13 protein-coding genes, 1 tRNA gene and 2 pseudogenes are annotated in these 15,545 nt (G+C 36.6%); 10 read left to right on the forward strand and 6 right to left on the reverse strand.

The window, feature by feature from the left end; translation table 11 throughout:
* Position 1 precedes the first annotated feature (1 nt).
* A complete protein-coding gene (locus VSAL_RS10015; RefSeq protein WP_012550482.1) occupies positions 2–664 on the forward strand; it encodes a potassium channel family protein in 663 nt (220 codons plus the stop codon).
* Between the two features lie 452 nt (positions 665–1,116).
* Here VSAL_RS10015 and VSAL_RS10025 read toward each other — a convergent pair whose 3' ends face one another.
* Positions 1,117–1,719: a UPF0149 family protein gene (locus VSAL_RS10025; protein ID WP_012550483.1), complete on the reverse strand. Its 603-nt coding sequence runs from the start codon at positions 1,717–1,719 to the stop codon at positions 1,117–1,119.
* 325 nt (positions 1,720–2,044) lie between these two features.
* Here VSAL_RS10025 and VSAL_RS10030 point away from each other — a divergent pair, with 325 nt between their 5' ends.
* The 8 genes and pseudogenes from VSAL_RS10030 to VSAL_RS10070 all read left to right on the forward strand — a co-directional run bounded on the left by VSAL_RS10030 (position 2,045) and on the right by VSAL_RS10070 (position 9,071).
* The gene (locus VSAL_RS10030; RefSeq protein ID WP_044583286.1) at positions 2,045–2,494 is read left to right on the forward strand and encodes an L-alanine exporter AlaE; all 450 of its coding nucleotides are present in this window, start codon (positions 2,045–2,047) and stop codon (positions 2,492–2,494) included.
* A gap of 392 nt (positions 2,495–2,886) precedes the next feature.
* Positions 2,887–2,974 (forward strand) — tRNA-Ser (locus VSAL_RS10035).
* Between the two features lie 455 nt (positions 2,975–3,429).
* Positions 3,430–4,731: pseudogene (gene mrdA / locus VSAL_RS10040) on the forward strand (penicillin-binding protein 2); the annotation flags it as partial.
* 107 nt (positions 4,732–4,838) lie between these two features.
* Positions 4,839–5,845, forward strand: a protein-coding gene (locus tag VSAL_RS22840) for an IS630-like element ISVsa8 family transposase (RefSeq protein ID WP_085941784.1) whose coding sequence is annotated in 2 segments (ribosomal slippage) — positions 4,839–5,217 and positions 5,217–5,845 — 1,008 coding nt in all. Because the reading frame shifts where the segments join, the coding sequence is not laid out codon by codon here.
* Positions 5,846–5,851: 6 nt separating this feature from the next.
* Positions 5,852–6,481: pseudogene (locus VSAL_RS10055) on the forward strand (penicillin-binding transpeptidase domain-containing protein); the annotation flags it as partial.
* Between the two features lie 35 nt (positions 6,482–6,516).
* Positions 6,517–6,912 (forward strand): ACT domain-containing protein, encoded by a 396-nt coding sequence (locus VSAL_RS10060; RefSeq protein WP_012550485.1) that lies wholly within the window; start codon positions 6,517–6,519, stop codon positions 6,910–6,912.
* A gap of 266 nt (positions 6,913–7,178) precedes the next feature.
* Entirely contained in the window at positions 7,179–8,540 is a 1,362-nt protein-coding gene (hflX, locus tag VSAL_RS10065) for a GTPase HflX (RefSeq protein WP_012550486.1), read from the forward strand.
* A 105-nt stretch (positions 8,541–8,645) separates the two neighbouring features.
* On the forward strand, positions 8,646–9,071 hold the full coding sequence (locus VSAL_RS10070; protein WP_012550487.1) for a GNAT family N-acetyltransferase: 426 nt from the start codon (positions 8,646–8,648) through the stop codon (positions 9,069–9,071).
* Between the two features lie 53 nt (positions 9,072–9,124).
* Here VSAL_RS10070 and VSAL_RS10075 read toward each other — a convergent pair whose 3' ends face one another.
* The 3 genes from VSAL_RS10075 to VSAL_RS10085 form a co-directional block, all read right to left on the reverse strand.
* Positions 9,125–10,105, reverse strand: coding sequence for a zinc-dependent alcohol dehydrogenase family protein (locus VSAL_RS10075; protein ID WP_012550488.1), 981 nt, complete (start codon positions 10,103–10,105; stop codon positions 9,125–9,127).
* A 162-nt stretch (positions 10,106–10,267) separates the two neighbouring features.
* On the reverse strand, positions 10,268–10,585 hold the full coding sequence (locus VSAL_RS10080; protein ID WP_012550489.1) for a hypothetical protein: 318 nt from the start codon (positions 10,583–10,585) through the stop codon (positions 10,268–10,270).
* A 94-nt stretch (positions 10,586–10,679) separates the two neighbouring features.
* A complete protein-coding gene (locus VSAL_RS10085; protein WP_012550490.1) occupies positions 10,680–11,840 on the reverse strand; it encodes an MFS transporter in 1,161 nt (386 codons plus the stop codon).
* Positions 11,841–12,181: 341 nt separating this feature from the next.
* Here VSAL_RS10085 and VSAL_RS10090 point away from each other — a divergent pair, with 341 nt between their 5' ends.
* The gene (locus VSAL_RS10090; protein WP_012550491.1) at positions 12,182–12,892 is read left to right on the forward strand and encodes a hypothetical protein; all 711 of its coding nucleotides are present in this window, start codon (positions 12,182–12,184) and stop codon (positions 12,890–12,892) included.
* Positions 12,893–12,937: 45 nt separating this feature from the next.
* Here VSAL_RS10090 and VSAL_RS10095 read toward each other — a convergent pair whose 3' ends face one another.
* Entirely contained in the window at positions 12,938–13,792 is an 855-nt protein-coding gene (locus tag VSAL_RS10095; RefSeq protein ID WP_012550492.1) for a carboxylate/amino acid/amine transporter, read from the reverse strand.
* A 683-nt stretch (positions 13,793–14,475) separates the two neighbouring features.
* Entirely contained in the window at positions 14,476–15,441 is a 966-nt protein-coding gene (locus tag VSAL_RS10100; RefSeq protein WP_012550493.1) for a DUF1028 domain-containing protein, read from the reverse strand.
* Positions 15,442–15,545: the final 104 nt, after the last annotated feature.

Genomic DNA, 15,545 nt, shown 5'->3' on the forward strand with positions numbered 1-15,545 from the left:
AATGAAAAAAGTGTCAAGGGATGATAATTTCTACTTCTTATTTTTTGCTTTATTAGGCCTTCTGTTTACTAGTTCGGTAATGCAACAACTATTTGAAGGAGGCCAGAAAATGATCTTGGCGTTGATCATTATTTGTTTGGCGGTTTCTATTGTGGGTGTAAATCATAAACAAACCTTTTATCGAAGTTGGTATGGCTTTTTATTAAGTCTTGCCGCAATCTCGGGAATATTTTCATTTTTTGAAGGTTATGATTGGTCCTTAATTACATTAACAGCGTTATTGTTTTTTTTACTGTCTCATACTTATGCCGCGCTAAAGCAAGTCATGTTAACAGATTATGTTAGCCGCAATCAGATCGTAGGGTCTGTTTGCGTTTATTTATTGCTTGGGATGTCATGGGCAATTATCTATCTTATTCAAATAGAACTTTTTCCACAGGCATTTTATGGTATTGAAGATAAGGCTTGGATAGATAATTTATTTGAAGTGATTTATTTTAGTTTCATTACATTAACAACGGTAGGGTATGGCGATATTTCACCTGTTTTACCCATACCTAAATTCTTTGTTTTTTTAGAGTCACTTATTGGTAGTTTTTATTTAGCGATAATGGTGGCAAGTTTAGTGAGTAGTCGTTTAAATCAGTCAGACAACCAACGTTAATTGATTTGACGTACTGACCGTAAAATCTCGTTATCTTTTAAATAAAGTAACGAGATTTTTTATCTTATTTATAGGGATTAAGTCGTTATTATTTTTATCTCATGACATAACGGTATGTTTTCTTACTTGTCCAAACGAGACCTTTACCTATATTTAAGCATGAGTTTATTACAAACTGAGATATAGACATACCGAGTTCTTTTGCGACTTTTAGTATGTGATAAAAATCTGAGTGTTTAAAATCATTCATTGTCATTTTTTGCTTCCAAAAGTTGGTGGTATCCAATCCAAAGTGTTTTTGATGGAAGAATGATACGTTGAAAACAAAAATGATAATTACCATTTAGCGCCAATGATGAAATGCATTACTGAGTAAATATCATGATTCATATAATAAAAAATGGCGACCGATTTGGTCGCCATTTTTCTGTAAAATCTTTGTTTATCTAGATTTACTCATCTCTGCTTGCATCTGCTTCTGCTTCTGCTTCTGCTAGTTCACTACCACGCATGGTTAAGCCACAAAGCATCATTGGTACCGCTTTGTAGATTTCTACGAATTCGTCCAAGCCTGCAATGCCTTGCTCTTTTAATGTAGATAATGCGGTTTCTGGATCAAAAAGCATGCTGATTGAAAGTAATACACCACCAAGTAATGCGTTATTTTCACTATTTTCTGGCATCAACGTTTCCCAATCATCACGCGTTAATTGCCAACCTTGTAACAAACCTTCAGAAAACTGACGAGTTTGTGTGGTTACAATTTCTTCATCGTCAAGTTGGCAAGCTTCTGGCCATTGCCATTGCCCATTTAAGAAAGACTCGCGATATTCATTCCATAAATTGACAACTGCGTTTGCATAATCTTCTAACTCCTCAGCTGTTGTAAATGGAGATATTTCTTCACCACCCCATAGAAAAGCTAACCATTCATTTGGGCTAATTAAGTTAGGAGCAACAGCCATAGCGGCAACAAAGCCTTGAGTTTGGGCTCCTGTTAGTAATGTATTTTCAAATTCAGGGTTTGAAAGAATTTCAGTAAGTGATAAAGACATAATATTCTCATTTCATTCAAGTTTTACTCATTGTATCAAGAACTTTTCTCCTTGTCTGAACTGAAATGTTACGCGGTATTTGATGGTGACAAGTTGCAAGATTGTGAAATTAAATTACGAAATGTAAAAGGTAGCGGATTAATCTGATTTTAAATGAGAAAATAGTTGTAAATTTACTACATGCTTTTAACTTCGATATCTAATTCTGATTAAGTTGTGATTTAATAGCGATAATTACTGCTAATTCCATTGTTATTGGTCGGTATGACTATAGCTTATGCTTTGAGTGGTATTATTAACTTTATTTTTTGGAGATAGAAAAAGAATGTCTAGAAAAGGACCATTTAGTATTCGCAATGCTGCGGCTGATACATTTGCAATGGTGATTTTTTGTTTTATTACAGGCATGTTCATTGAAATTTTTATTTCAGGAATGACGTTTGAGCAATCTCTAGCGTCACGCATGCTGTCTATTCCAGTTAATATAGCGATTGCATGGCCTTACGGTGTTTTTCGAGACTTTATGCTACGCCAAGGATCTCGAGTATCATCGATGTCGTTTATAAAGAACGTTGCAGATTTAACGGCTTATGTATTATTTCAATCACCGGTTTACGCGGCTATTTTATTTACGGTTGGGGCGAGTACCGATCAAATAATTACCGCAGTATCAAGTAATGCGGCTGTTTCATGTGTGATGGGTGTTTTTTATGGGTATTTTCTTGATGCATGCCGTAAAGCATTCAAAGTTCCTGGCTATACGCAAAGAGTGTAAAAATTAGTAACATAAAAGCAGTATGCATTGTTAATGCTTATGTATAAAATGTAAAGAATACATTGTATTAATGCATCTCCCGTTTGAGACCTAATTTAGATTAATGGAATAATGAAAAGACATTTTTATGCAATGCTGTTTTTAAGCCTTATTGGTTTAATTGGTATTTCTACAATTTCAGCTGCACCATTTTTGTAATTAACGTGCAGTAGTGACTTTATTTTTAAACAGTAAATCTGTGATTTTATACATAATAAGCGCTTCAATACGCTTATTAGATCGTCATGGCGAACAAAAATAAAGCAAATAGACATATTCAGCAAGAAAGGCCTTGACCCTAAGCGGTTAAATCATTAAATTAGCGCTCGTTGTCTTGAAAGAGTCAACGACTTGGTGAGTTGTCCGAGTGGCTGAAGGAGCACGCCTGGAAAGTGTGTGTACGGCAACGTACCGAGAGTTCGAATCTCTCACTCACCACCACATTTTAAAGCCCTGATTATTCGGGGCTTTTTCGTATCTATAAGCTTGTTCAGTGCCCACTGAGAGTACAAAAAAGAGTACACAAGCTAACGATAATCTAAAAAATCTACTGCATACCCTCTAAAAATAATGCGTATTTAATCCTCATACTATTATTTTTCAGTGCTTTACCACTTTCTATTGTGATTTTTTATTCTATTCATTTCTGTTTTTATCTTTTCTGAATATCTATTGGTTTTAACCGGGTGATCTAACTTGAACCGTCTTAGCGCTTGATATGCACAAACAAGTCATTCTATTTGATGTTAGTTTTCGGTAAAAAATGACAGGGGGTATCGCAAATGGATCTTAAGCGAGTATATTAGAGCCCTATTTAATACATTAAATCCTGCCAATAAATACCTCACAGAAAAGAAGGTAGAGTAGTGACCGTCCCTCAGTTATAAAGAGTTGTTATGCCCAACAGAAAGATGCTATTCAGAGATCACCAATTTGAAATATCCTTATTTGCTCGACGGGTTATTATTGCTTTCCTATTTATATTGGTAGGTATTGGAGGGTTAATTTATAACTTATATCATCTGCAAGTTGAAGATCACAATCAGTATCAAGCTCGTTCAAACAATAACCGTATTAAAGTTATTTCTGTTGCGCCTAATCGTGGTCGAATTTATGACCGCAATGGGGTACTACTCGCACAAAACGTCCCTGTCTATGCTTTAGAGTTAATCCCCGCCAAGATAGATGATATGGAGGGTACGTTAGCGTCATTAAAAAAAATGCTGAGTTTGGATGATGATGAAATCACTGAATTTAAAAAGGCAATGAACCGAACGTTAAGGATTCGCCCTGTTACCTTAATAGAGCAGATGAGTGAAGTGCAAGTTGCTGAGTTTTCGGTGAATCAATTTCATTATGATGGAATTCATATTGATGCGTATCTTGAACGTTATTATCCATACGGGGCCAGCTTAACCCATGTTTTAGGTTATGTCGGTAAAATTAATGATCGTGATATTCGTCATCTTAAAGAAGGGAATAAATACACTAATTATAAAGGCACTCGTACTATCGGAAAGTTAGGTATTGAGCGTTATTATGAAGACACATTACACGGCCAATCAGGCTACGAAAAAGTAGAAGTTGATAGCCGTGGACGTATTGTTCGAACTCTTGATTATGTCGCTCCAATTTCAGGTAAAGACATAAAATTAAATATTGATTTGGGTCTGCAGCTGTATGCTTATAAGCAATTAACGATTCAGAAACAAAATCCTACGACCCATAAGATGGAGGATTATCATCGTCGTGGATCTATCGTGGTGTTGGATCCTAGAGATGATTCGGTATTAGCGATGGTATCCAGTCCTAGTTATGATCCGAACCTGTTTGTTCATGGTATATCATCAAAACATTATAATGCCTTATTGAATGATCCTGATCTCCCATTATTAAATCGAACGACTTTAGGCGTTTACCCTCCAGGTTCAACTGTGAAACCACAAATAGCAGTGGCAGCGTTGAGTGAAAAGGTGATCACACCAAGTACAACAAGTAATTTCCCAGGTTGGTGGAGAATACCACACTCTAAAAGCCGTAAATTTCGTGATGATGTTCGTTGGGGGCATGGCGAAGTGAATGTTGTAAAGGCGATTGAAAAGTCAGTAGATACCTTCTTCTATCAAGTCGCTTACGATATGGGAATTGATCGATTGTCGGTATGGATGAATAAATTCGGCTATGGGGAACCATCTGGTAAGTAGTTAATGATAAGTTTTCGAGAATGAAGATTTCGCCTTTACCATATATCCATATATCCATATGGTATTAAAATGAGTATTTTAACGTCAGTGTCTATATCATAATGAAAGCAGTTAATCCTTTAACAGACAATGAAAAAATAACCCTAAAAGAAGCGATCGCTAATCATCCAAAAAATAGAGTAAGAATACGAGCACATGCGATTATTCTCAGTGATAAAGGCTACTCTATTTTAGCGTTAACTGATATTTTAGACGCTAAATTTGAGACCATATCGTCATGGATAGACCATTGGGAAGCCTGTGGAATGCTCGGATTGTATGACGCTGTTCGTATAGGTAGAAAACCTATTTACACAGAAGCAGAAGTATATCGTTTGAAGTCATTGGTTGATGAAGAGCCACATCAACTTAAACGAGCACAAGCAATACTTGAAGAAGAAACAGGTAAAAAATCCAGCTTAGACACTATTAAACGAAATATAAAAAAAGTGATTACAGTTACAAAAGAGCCCGACACTCATTAAAGTTAAAGCGTGACGATATGAAATTCAATAATTTCAGTAATATATTGAATTCATTGATTGAAATGGAACGTACGAATAAATGTGAACTCTTTTATTTTGATGAGTCAGGCTTTAGTCAGAAATCTAATCTTCCTTATTGTTGGGGACCTATCGGTGTTCAATCGCTAAGGCCTGCTCATTCACACAGCAAACGGCTCAATGTTCTTGGCTTCTTAAGTAGACAAGGTAAATTGAGTTTTCAAACAACGGAAGGAAGAGTAACTACCGATACAGTAATTGATGCATTTGAGCACTTTATCAACGCACGAAAAAACGATAAGCCATGCTTTATTATCTTAGATAATGCCTCTTTTCATAGGTCAGCAAAATTTAAACAAAAATTGCATGAGTGGTTGATGAATGATGTATTAGTTTGTTATCTACCACCGTACTCTCCAGAGCTCAATATCATTGAGATATTGTGGAAGAAAGTAAAATATGAATGGTTACCATGTGAAGCGTTCAAAACGTTTGAAGACCTCAGTATTAACATCAAAAACATATTAAATTATTACGGCGAAAAATTCACAATAACTTTTGCGTGACTACTTATTGATATTAAAGAAGAAAGCTCGGCTAATATGCCAACACGAGACTGGAAACATAATAATTATCACCAAGCTTGGTATCAAGGCGATACGATCCCTGTTGGTATTGGACAAGGTTATTGGACTGCAACGCCAATGCAAATTGCAAAAGCGACCGCGGTTGTTGCAGATAAAGGTGTGGTACATCGACCACATTTGCTAAAATCAGTGATGGAAGATGGGCAGTTTGAATCTGTGGCATTTAAAGATTTTCCGCCCGTCAGTGGTGCTAAAGAACAATATTGGGATTTAGCAAAAGAAGGAATGCATCGCGTATTAGTGTCAGGGACGGCACGTAAATTATTTCAAAACTTAGCGTACGAAGCGGGTGGTAAAACAGGGACGAGTCAGGTATTTGGTTTAGCAAAAGGTGAAGAATACGATTCAGAAGAGGTAGCAGAGCACTTGCGAGATCATGCTTTATTTACGAGTTTTGCCCCATTAAATACGCCCAAGGTTTTAGTTGCAGCGGTACTAGAGAATGCAGGATGGGGGAAATATGCGGCTCCAATTGGTCGTAATATCATGGATTATGTCTTGGTTAGTCCTAAAGTTAACTTAGATGATAATTCATCTAAATTACCACCAACTTAAATTAGACAGTGTTGAGAAAATAAAGGGATGTGTAGATGAGTGGAATCGTAGATTTAAAGATATTATTGAAATCGATGTCACCAGAACTTCAGAATGATGAGTATGTTTTTTGTTCTTTGCCTGGTGAGTATGGTGACTACCAGCATTTAATGCCATTGGCGTCTTTTAGAGAAAAAGAAGGGTTTACTTTAGTGGTGACTAAAAATCACGCAGAGCAAGAAGGAATTGAATTTGAATCGACATTCAAAGTCATTACCTTAACAATTCATTCAAGTTTAGATGCTGTGGGTTTAACCGCGGAAGTTGCTAGAAAATTAACTGAGCATAATATTAGTGCGAACGTTATTGCGGCTTATTATCATGATCACATTCTTGTTCAAACAGAGAAAGCCGATGCGGCAATGTTAGCGTTGTCTGAATTCTCTGCTTGATGTAAGTTGATCGCCCCCTCATACCTTACCGCTCAAGCTGCCCAGAAAATCAGCCCTGAAACACTAAATGTATAGTCTTATTGAAAATGTAAGGTTGAAAAGGTGATATAGCGGAATATCCTCGCTAAATGACGTCGTTTTTTCTCCAATTAAAATAATATATGTATTTAGTGTTCTATTCCTCTATAAAGCTCATCTATAACAGCGTAGGATCAGGTAACTTTAGATAAAACCAAGTTTGCACTTAGGTGCACTAAGAGAAAATAATGAAACTAACAGAAAAAGCATCACTTACTAATGCTTTACTTATTTCTATCTGCACACCGCAGTTTAAAGGTGATGAGGCAAAAGACTCACTTGCAGAACTTGCTCGCTTAGTGACTACCCTAGGGTTTAAAGTCGTCGGTACGCAGTCGCAAAAACAAAGTTCTACTCAAAAAGTGAATGTTCTGGGGTCTGGTAAATTGGCTGAAATAGCGCATCTTACTGGTAATCAAGGCGAGAGTGATGACGCTGATACTGAAGATTTCTTTGATGAGACAGATTTTGACGACGTTCCTTCAGAAGATCTGCCATTTGCATGCGCTGATGTAGTGGTATTTGATTGCGATTTAAGTCCGTCACAGTTACGTAATGTCGAAAACCAATTAGGCATTAGAGTGTATGACCGTACCGGGATTATTATTGAAATCTTTAGTCGTCACGCTCGTACTCGAACAGCACGTTTACAAGTTGAAATGGCTCGCCTTAATTATGTCGCACCGCGATTAAGAGAATCGACCATTGGTGATAACGAACGCCAAATGGGTAAAGGTGCCGGTGAAACAGATCTAGAGCTAGATCGCCGTAAAGTTCGAGATCAATTAGCTGAATTACGTCGAGAGTTAGAAAGCGTTCAAGGTGAGCTGAAAGGCCGCCGTAAACAACGTTCAGAGCTTTTCTGTGTGGCTTTAGTTGGGTATACCAATGCCGGTAAATCCTCCATGATGCGAGCGCTTACGGGAAGTGAAGTATTAGTAGAAGATAAACTTTTTGCTACGCTTGATACGACTGTACGTGCACTCTATCCAGTTACTCAGCCTCGTATCTTAGTATCAGATACTGTTGGTTTTATTAAAAAGCTGCCTCACGACTTAGTTGCCTCATTTCACTCAACACTAGCGGAAGCACATGATGCTTCATTACTGCTTTATGTTGTTGATGCCTCTGATGCGTCTTTCCGTACACAACTTGATGTTGTGCATGAAGTACTAAAAGAAGTCGGGGTTGAAGACGTTAAGAAACTACTTGTACTTAATAAATCAGACCAATTGACTGTTGAGCAACAAGAAGAGTTAATGGAAGAGTTTCCTGATGCGATGATGACGTCAACTCGAAACCCTCTTGATATTGCTAAACTGCACAAATATATCGTTGGTGTTTCTCAACATGAAATGATTGAAGAAGAGATCATTGTGCCTTATACCGCTAAAGGTATTATTGGGGAAATTCGTTCAAGCATGAGTGTCGTTAAAGAAGAATATGAATACAGTCATATTAAACTGACAGTACGATCAAGTGCCATTGACTTAGCAAGATTAGAAAAGTTAATGTCGAATTTAGACGAAGAAAATAACGAAGAGTTATAAGTCTACGTTTCGTGTGTACTGATAGAGGTTGAAGGTATTAATGCTTTCAATCTCTATAACATACCCTAATACTAATTTGATAATAAATATAGCGTGAGTATTAACATGTTTGAAGTTAAGAATGTTGAATATACCGGTGATCATAAAAGTGCGATCCGTAGCATCCGTGATACGGTGTTTATTAAGGAACAGCAGATTGATCCTGAGATTGAATTCGATGGTTTGGATGAGGTCGCGGTACATGCGCTTGTGTTATCTGATGGTAAAGCGGTAGGAACGGGTCGCATTCTTAATGATGGGCATATCGGACGTATTGCAATTATTAAAGAGTACCGTGCGCAAGGTTTAGGCTCTAAAATTGTGTTATCGCTGATGAGTGTTGCTGAAAATAATGAGTATCAACGTGTTTATTTAGGTTCGCAAAAGCACGCAATAGACTTTTATACTAAATTAGGGTTTCAACCTTATGGCGAAGAGTTTATGGAAGCGGGTATTCCGCACTTATCAATGGAAAAACAATTAAATAAATAATGCGTTTGTCGTTCAATACGGTTTTTAATTCCATACAGTATTGAACGAGAGCATTAAAATGTAATCAGTATTTTTCCTTTTTTTGTCTTTTTCTTATCTTGAATATAAGTGATGGCTTTATGGATGTCATTTAAAGAAAAATGAGCGCTAATGATCGTATCTGCAATGCCACTATAAACGAGCAGCATGACTTCATTGAGTTTTTCTTGGATGATGTTTTTTTCTGAAGAATGAATCCATTGTCTTAGATGAAAATAAGAAAAATCAATATCAGGTCGTTCACGCCAAAAAGTAGGGGGGATTGGTTTTCCTGATAATAAACCGTAGTTAATGAATTGTCCGCCTTCTTTAAGTAAGTGTGATAATTGCAAGGCTTCTATCCCTCCAACACAATCAAGAACCGCGTCTATTCCAGTACTCTGTTTACTCTCCAAAAGTTGCTGTATGCTATTTTTATTTTGTATATTGATGATGCGACGAACATTACATCCTTCAAAATCTGCTTCTGTGTTATCTCGACGAACCAATGCTATTGGCGTTATTCCCAGATGATTGAGCATCCGTATCAGTATGAGTCCAATCGCTGAGTTGGCCGCATTGATGACTAATGTCATTTCTTTGTGTCGATGTAAGCGTTCCGATACGATCAGCCATGCTGTCATTGGGTTTATGTAAGAGGTTGCCGCTTGTTCATCGCTTAGTTGGTTTGGGATCGTAAAGCACCATTTTTCGTCTATATTTCGATAGCGTTGCCATGCGCCAGCACTGCCAATAGGGAGAACTCGGTCGCCAATAGAAAATGCAGAGTGTGAATCGTAGCGTTCTTTTATTATCCCAAGGCCTTCAAAACCTGGAATAAAAGGGAGCGGTATACGCGAGCGATAAGCCCCTGAAATGGTAATTAAATCAGATGGGTTTATTGTGCTGTAACGCATTTTTAGTTGAATCTGAAAGGGAGTCAAAGGTTCTGAAGTATAAGGTTCTACTGTGATAGATTGTGGTGCTAAACCAAATTGATGAACAATTGCTCTCATTGATAACTGCCTAGATACGCGCTTGAAAATGGAAGACAATATGTAACATATCAGAACGAATGATGAAAGAATTACCGAGATAAGTCTATTTACTAGAGACTAAACGAAAAAAGCACACCGTTAATTAAACCGTGTGCTCTTATTATTCGATTAAAAAATTATTTAGTAATCGCCGTCGCTTGGTTCGATGAAGAACTCACCATCAGCGGTTTCTGTAATTTCTAGAATTTTCACAATCTCACCATTAATGGTGATGTTTGCTAGACGAACAGGATCTTCATCATAAGGATGGAAAGGTGCTAACTGCATCTCGATACGATATTCTTCATCGTCAGGGCCTTGGAACCAACCTTCGCCAAAGTCTAGCTCAATCTCATCGCCTTCTTCTGGGCAAGTGTGATATGCAGAAACAATTTGGGCGCCTTCAAAGCTTAGGGTAATCGTATCACCCCATTCCACAACGTATTGTGTATCTTCCATTGGTCATTACTCATCAAGAATTCTTAGGGCTATTGTATCGCTATGAACCCTAAGAACCTAGTTTTTATGAAAAGAAAGGCGTTACGGTTAGAAGTTATTCACCAGCAACCATTGGTCGCTGTTGGCGCATACTCGCTAGTAACATATAAATAGCGGTCGCTAGTAGAATGGCGAATAAATAGCTCATTAAACCTTCAGCAGTGTTCATTAGTGTATTTGCTAATACAGGGCCACATACAGAACCAATGCTATAGCTAAATAGCATTACTTGTGTTGCTGAAACAATGTAAGACTCATCCAACTGATCACAACCCAAAGAGATAGCAATAGGATAAATAGCAAAAGCGGCCATACCTAGAAGCACCAATGAGGTTGCTAGAACGGCAGCATGGTCACTTAGCGTAGTTAATCCAATAGCAAAAACGCCCAGCACGCAGAATAATGCCATCAATAATGTTTTCCCTAAGTGTCGAGATAAGTACGAAACTAATGGTTGAACTGCCATTCCACCTAAAACAATCAACGCCATTAAGCTGCCAATTTGAGTGATATTAATATTACGGTGTTTTAGTTCTAGAGGCATCAGTCCATAAACTGCACCGAGTAATAAACCAGAAACAACACAGCCCATAATCGACGCTTTGTTTAGTTTTAAAATTTGTTTTAGGTTTAATACATTATGATGCTGAACTTGGGGCTGAGCACCTTTACCAAACAGTAAGCATGCAATAGCCATCATAAGTAAGCCAATGATCATGTAATAAGGAAGTAACCCTTCAATACCAATAAAACCGATACCCAGTTGACCTAAAGATGAACCACCGTATAAAGCACCCATGTATAAACCTAAGCGTTTTGGACGACTTTCAGCGTCACCAATAAGCAGCCAAGATTCAACAACAACAAAAACGCCTGCAACCGCAATACCAGCCACAAAACGAAGAGTCATCCATACCCACTCAACAGGGGCTACAGGTAAGATCACGATAGTTGCAGCAAGTAATGCTAAGAATAATACAAATGCATTTTTGTGACCAAGACGAGCAACAAAAGGTTCAATTAGCCCTGCGCCAACTAATAGGCCTGCATAGAAAGCACTTGCTAACCAACTGGCGTATTTCGCCTCCATTCCATATTGACTTAACATCAATGGGATAAGACTCATTAAGTACCCAGATGCTATAGCAAATAAAGAAAGTGCAATCACTGGAACGAATAAACCAGATTGTGATTGAGTTGATGTTGTTGTGTTCACCGCAGTGCCTCAAATAATGAATAGGAAGTAGATTTTCCGCGACTATGAGGCTAAAAAGCGACCAAGTAAAACGAGTAATTTTTCTTGTAATGATTAAATTTACTAATGGTAAAAGGGATGTTTTAGAAAGTTAAATTTTGTATAAATATATAGATATTACAGGGCGAAACACACTATTTATGCTAGTTATTGATAAGGTTGTTATTATTTGTTTTGTTGATTGAATTGGGTTAAATAGAAAGTTATGTTTTTATTATGTATTAATAAATTTAATCTAAATTATCAAGACGTAAAGATAACCTCTATTTTAATTTGGTCTTAATTTTAAGAGGGCAGCGGCGTTGCTATTGTCATTTGAGAGGCAGAATATTGGAGCTTGTAAATTACGTCATATTCCTATCAACCGTATTAGAGGTAGCCTTTTGAATCACATTATCCGCCAGATCTTTGAACCTAAAAAAATAATGCTTTATTTTGTTTTTGCATTTATTCCTGCAATCTTATTTTATGCACTTTCACTTGTTGGATTGCATCAGGCACTTGGATTTACACCAATGCAGGTCTTGCGTGATTTAGCGCAACAAACAGAAGTACATAGCTTTTTAGGTTTTCTTTCTAATATTGGAGTCTGGTTTTGGATTTCCTCACTCGCGGTTGCTTATTTCAGTGCTATTTATCTACACAGTGGCAAACACAGAAGGTTGTTGATATTAATGGGAATGCTGGCATCTATCTTAGCGGTAGATGATTTCTTCTTGATTCATGATCGTTATGTAAATCAATATATCTGTTATTTCTTTTATGTGGTGGTGGCATTAGCGCTATTGGCTTTTCATTTTAAAGATATTGTTGAAATCGATGGATTTGCATTTTTAGTTGCTGGAGGATTACTTGCGGGTTCTATCGCTACAGATGTCATTCAAGGGTATTTGCCGTTTGGTTATGAAGTGACTCAAGTATTTGAAGAAGGCTGTAAATTTATTGGTGCAGCTTCATGGTTATATTTTACTTGTACTGCTGCATCTTATGGTTGCAAGAGAGTAGAGAAGTAATTGGTAAAGGGGCACTATTTATTATTTAAATAGTGCCCCATTTATTTATCGAGAACGTCGTTTTTCTAATTGTTGGTTGACGATTAAAGCGATGAGAATTAATCCTCCACCAAGGCTTAAACGGAATATATCAGCATCGCGATTCCAAATGACTAAGTTGACTAATATCCCCGCTGGAATTAATAAATTATTCATGACTGCTAGAACGCCAACATTGACCAGTGTTGCCCCTTTATTCCACATGAAATAGCCAAGCCCAGAAGCAATTATCCCTAGATAAACTAATACTCCCCATTGTGTCGATGTTGTTGGAAGTTTTTCACTATTTCCAAAAAGGGCATAACACACGCTTGCCACAACCAACGCGCCAATAAAGAAAAAACCAAATACGTTTTTTTGTTCAAGTTGGTTATCTTTCATTAATCGTTTATAAGTGACTTGTCCTGTTGCAAAGCAAAGGTTCGCGCCTTGTACGGTAGCAAAGCCTAATAAAAACCCGGCATCTATACCATTGTATCGGATAGCTATTGCTCCAAGAGTGGCAATGAGAGCGCTGATCATAAAGTGAGGGTGAAATTTACCTTCAAAAGCATCGTTTAATAAGGTGATATAAATGGGTGTCATTACGGTGAAAAGTAAAACTTCAGGAACCGTTAAATAGAGAAAAGATTGATAATAGAAAACGTACATTAACCCAAGTTGGATCGCGCCAATGAGCATTAATTTAATAGCGATTGGCAAAGGGACTTGTTTTGGACGTAAGAAAGGAAGAAAAACAAGTGTAGCTAGGCCTATTCGCATTAAGACAGAGAACCAAGCATCGACTTGTCCTGCTAAATACACGCCAATTAAACTGAATGAAAAGGCCCAAAGTAAGGTTATTGAAAGTAAATACGACATGTCTAATCCACTAATAAAAGCAATGAAGGCATTCTAAATGAGATTTACTATCAGTAAAGAAAAAGATAATAAAAAAGGCTGAGAAATCAGCTTTAAAAATAAAATTAACATGATGATTAATAAGTTAATCATTAATTATACCGCCACAAATTGACCATATACCGTTAGAAATCAACACAAAAGCCGCTATATATTATATGTGCGGCTTTTTATTACCATATTAGTTAGCTGTATGAAAAACACACATCCAAGCTTAGGTAGTTTTAAATATAAAAGTAAATGGTACGTGCTAGACATTGGTTGGGATAATTTACTTTTGGCGGTGTTTATTAATTTTTTGACTATGAATGCTAGGTAAACAGATTGTCTCATGTTCTGAATATGCCAAGGAGTATAAATGAAAAACTCTAATCAAGTTAAGTCAGCAGTACTAGAGTTACTCTCAATCGCTGGCTTTATTAACTACATATAAACAGACGATGATTACACTCAATATTTGAGTTAATGTAGGGTTTACTTGAAGAGTATGATAAGTACAAACCATTAATAGAAGTACTAACCGTATCTATTTAATATGGGAAGATAATGCAGATGAGTTCGCTGAATTTAATTCTAGTATAAGATTATTAATGAGGGCACGAATCATAGATAATGATTAATGCCCTAAGGTTATTTATAAATTTTTAATCTCTTCTAACACAATGAGGAGAAAGCGTTGTTCCCCATGCATCATAATTTATAATGCCAGAATCTTCTTTTATTTCAATAGTCCCACAAGATTTGTGTACACCTGCTACAACATTAAATTGAGGATAGAAAATGTCTCCCGACTTACCATCAGAACAAATGGAGCTCCCTACGCCGTAAGGTCCTGAATATTCGCCATTTCCTTTTATATCAATATTTGCAAGAAAAGCTGTACCAGATATTAGTGAAAGGCAAACTTTAGGTTTTTGTCTATCGTTAATTATTTTTTCTAAACCATCTATTGCATCTTCATTTAAATTATCTGAATTATAAAACCAATGCTTATCATTAACTTTAATAAATGCAGTATAGGAAGATACTCCATCACATCTTATGTCACCTAGAGAGTTATCTCGCACATTAGTAAGGCTTTTTAATAGTTTTTCAATGAAAAAATCTTGTTCTTGTGTGTAACCTTCATACATGGTTTGTAATGTGTTGGGAAATAAAGTATTACCAGCAATAACAACATTTTTGTTGATAATCGATCCTTTATCAGAAGGTACTTCAGTACCAGTATATGCAAAACCTTCTACAGGACCTGAAGACGGGTTATTTAGTATTAGATACTGTCGAGATTTATTCTCAAATTCGCCATCTTGATCATGAAGCCACTCAAGAATTTGATTTCCTCTAACATTATCGATAATTTGATCTTTTCCATTTTTCAAATTTATATTGTCGTAGTTAACTGTTGCTTGTGTTGTAATTGTACCTATAGGTGTTATGGCATTAACGTATTCAGTGATATCCGTCTCAGGAGGTAAAAATACACAACTAGCAAATGCTGCACCATAATATCCACTAATTTCGTCATAAGCGACTATAGAGAAAGTTGCATTTGCATTGAATGTGAAAAATGAAAATAAGGTTCCTGAAATAAGTAAAAATATTTTTTTCATAATATATCCTTAATGTGAGGTTATTTAGCATGAATGATTAAATCACTATCTATAAAACCACTTAGGTTTAAACTAGTAAAACAAATAATATTAATGCTAGTAAT

The sequence above is a fragment of the Aliivibrio salmonicida LFI1238 genome, assembly GCF_000196495.1.
Classification (GTDB): domain Bacteria; phylum Pseudomonadota; class Gammaproteobacteria; order Enterobacterales; family Vibrionaceae; genus Aliivibrio; species Aliivibrio salmonicida.

Bases quoted from the DNA above. Each gene is read 5' to 3' on its own strand.
- hflX (WP_012550486.1), top strand. From the start codon at position 7,179: ATGAAACTAACAGAAAAAGCATCACTTACTAATGCTTTACTTATTTCT.
- VSAL_RS10100 (WP_012550493.1), bottom strand. From the start codon at position 15,441: ATGAAAAAAATATTTTTACTTATTTCAGGAACCTTATTTTCATTTTTC.
- VSAL_RS10030 (WP_044583286.1), top strand. From the start codon at position 2,045: ATGTCTAGAAAAGGACCATTTAGTATTCGCAATGCTGCGGCTGATACA.
- VSAL_RS10095 (WP_012550492.1), bottom strand. From the start codon at position 13,792: ATGTCGTATTTACTTTCAATAACCTTACTTTGGGCCTTTTCATTCAGT.
- VSAL_RS10025 (WP_012550483.1), bottom strand. From the start codon at position 1,719: ATGTCTTTATCACTTACTGAAATTCTTTCAAACCCTGAATTTGAAAAT.
- VSAL_RS10080 (WP_012550489.1), bottom strand. From the start codon at position 10,585: ATGGAAGATACACAATACGTTGTGGAATGGGGTGATACGATTACCCTA.
- VSAL_RS10060 (WP_012550485.1), top strand. From the start codon at position 6,517: ATGAGTGGAATCGTAGATTTAAAGATATTATTGAAATCGATGTCACCA.
- VSAL_RS10015 (WP_012550482.1), top strand. From the start codon at position 2: ATGAAAAAAGTGTCAAGGGATGATAATTTCTACTTCTTATTTTTTGCT.
- VSAL_RS10075 (WP_012550488.1), bottom strand. From the start codon at position 10,105: ATGAGAGCAATTGTTCATCAATTTGGTTTAGCACCACAATCTATCACA.
- VSAL_RS10070 (WP_012550487.1), top strand. From the start codon at position 8,646: ATGTTTGAAGTTAAGAATGTTGAATATACCGGTGATCATAAAAGTGCG.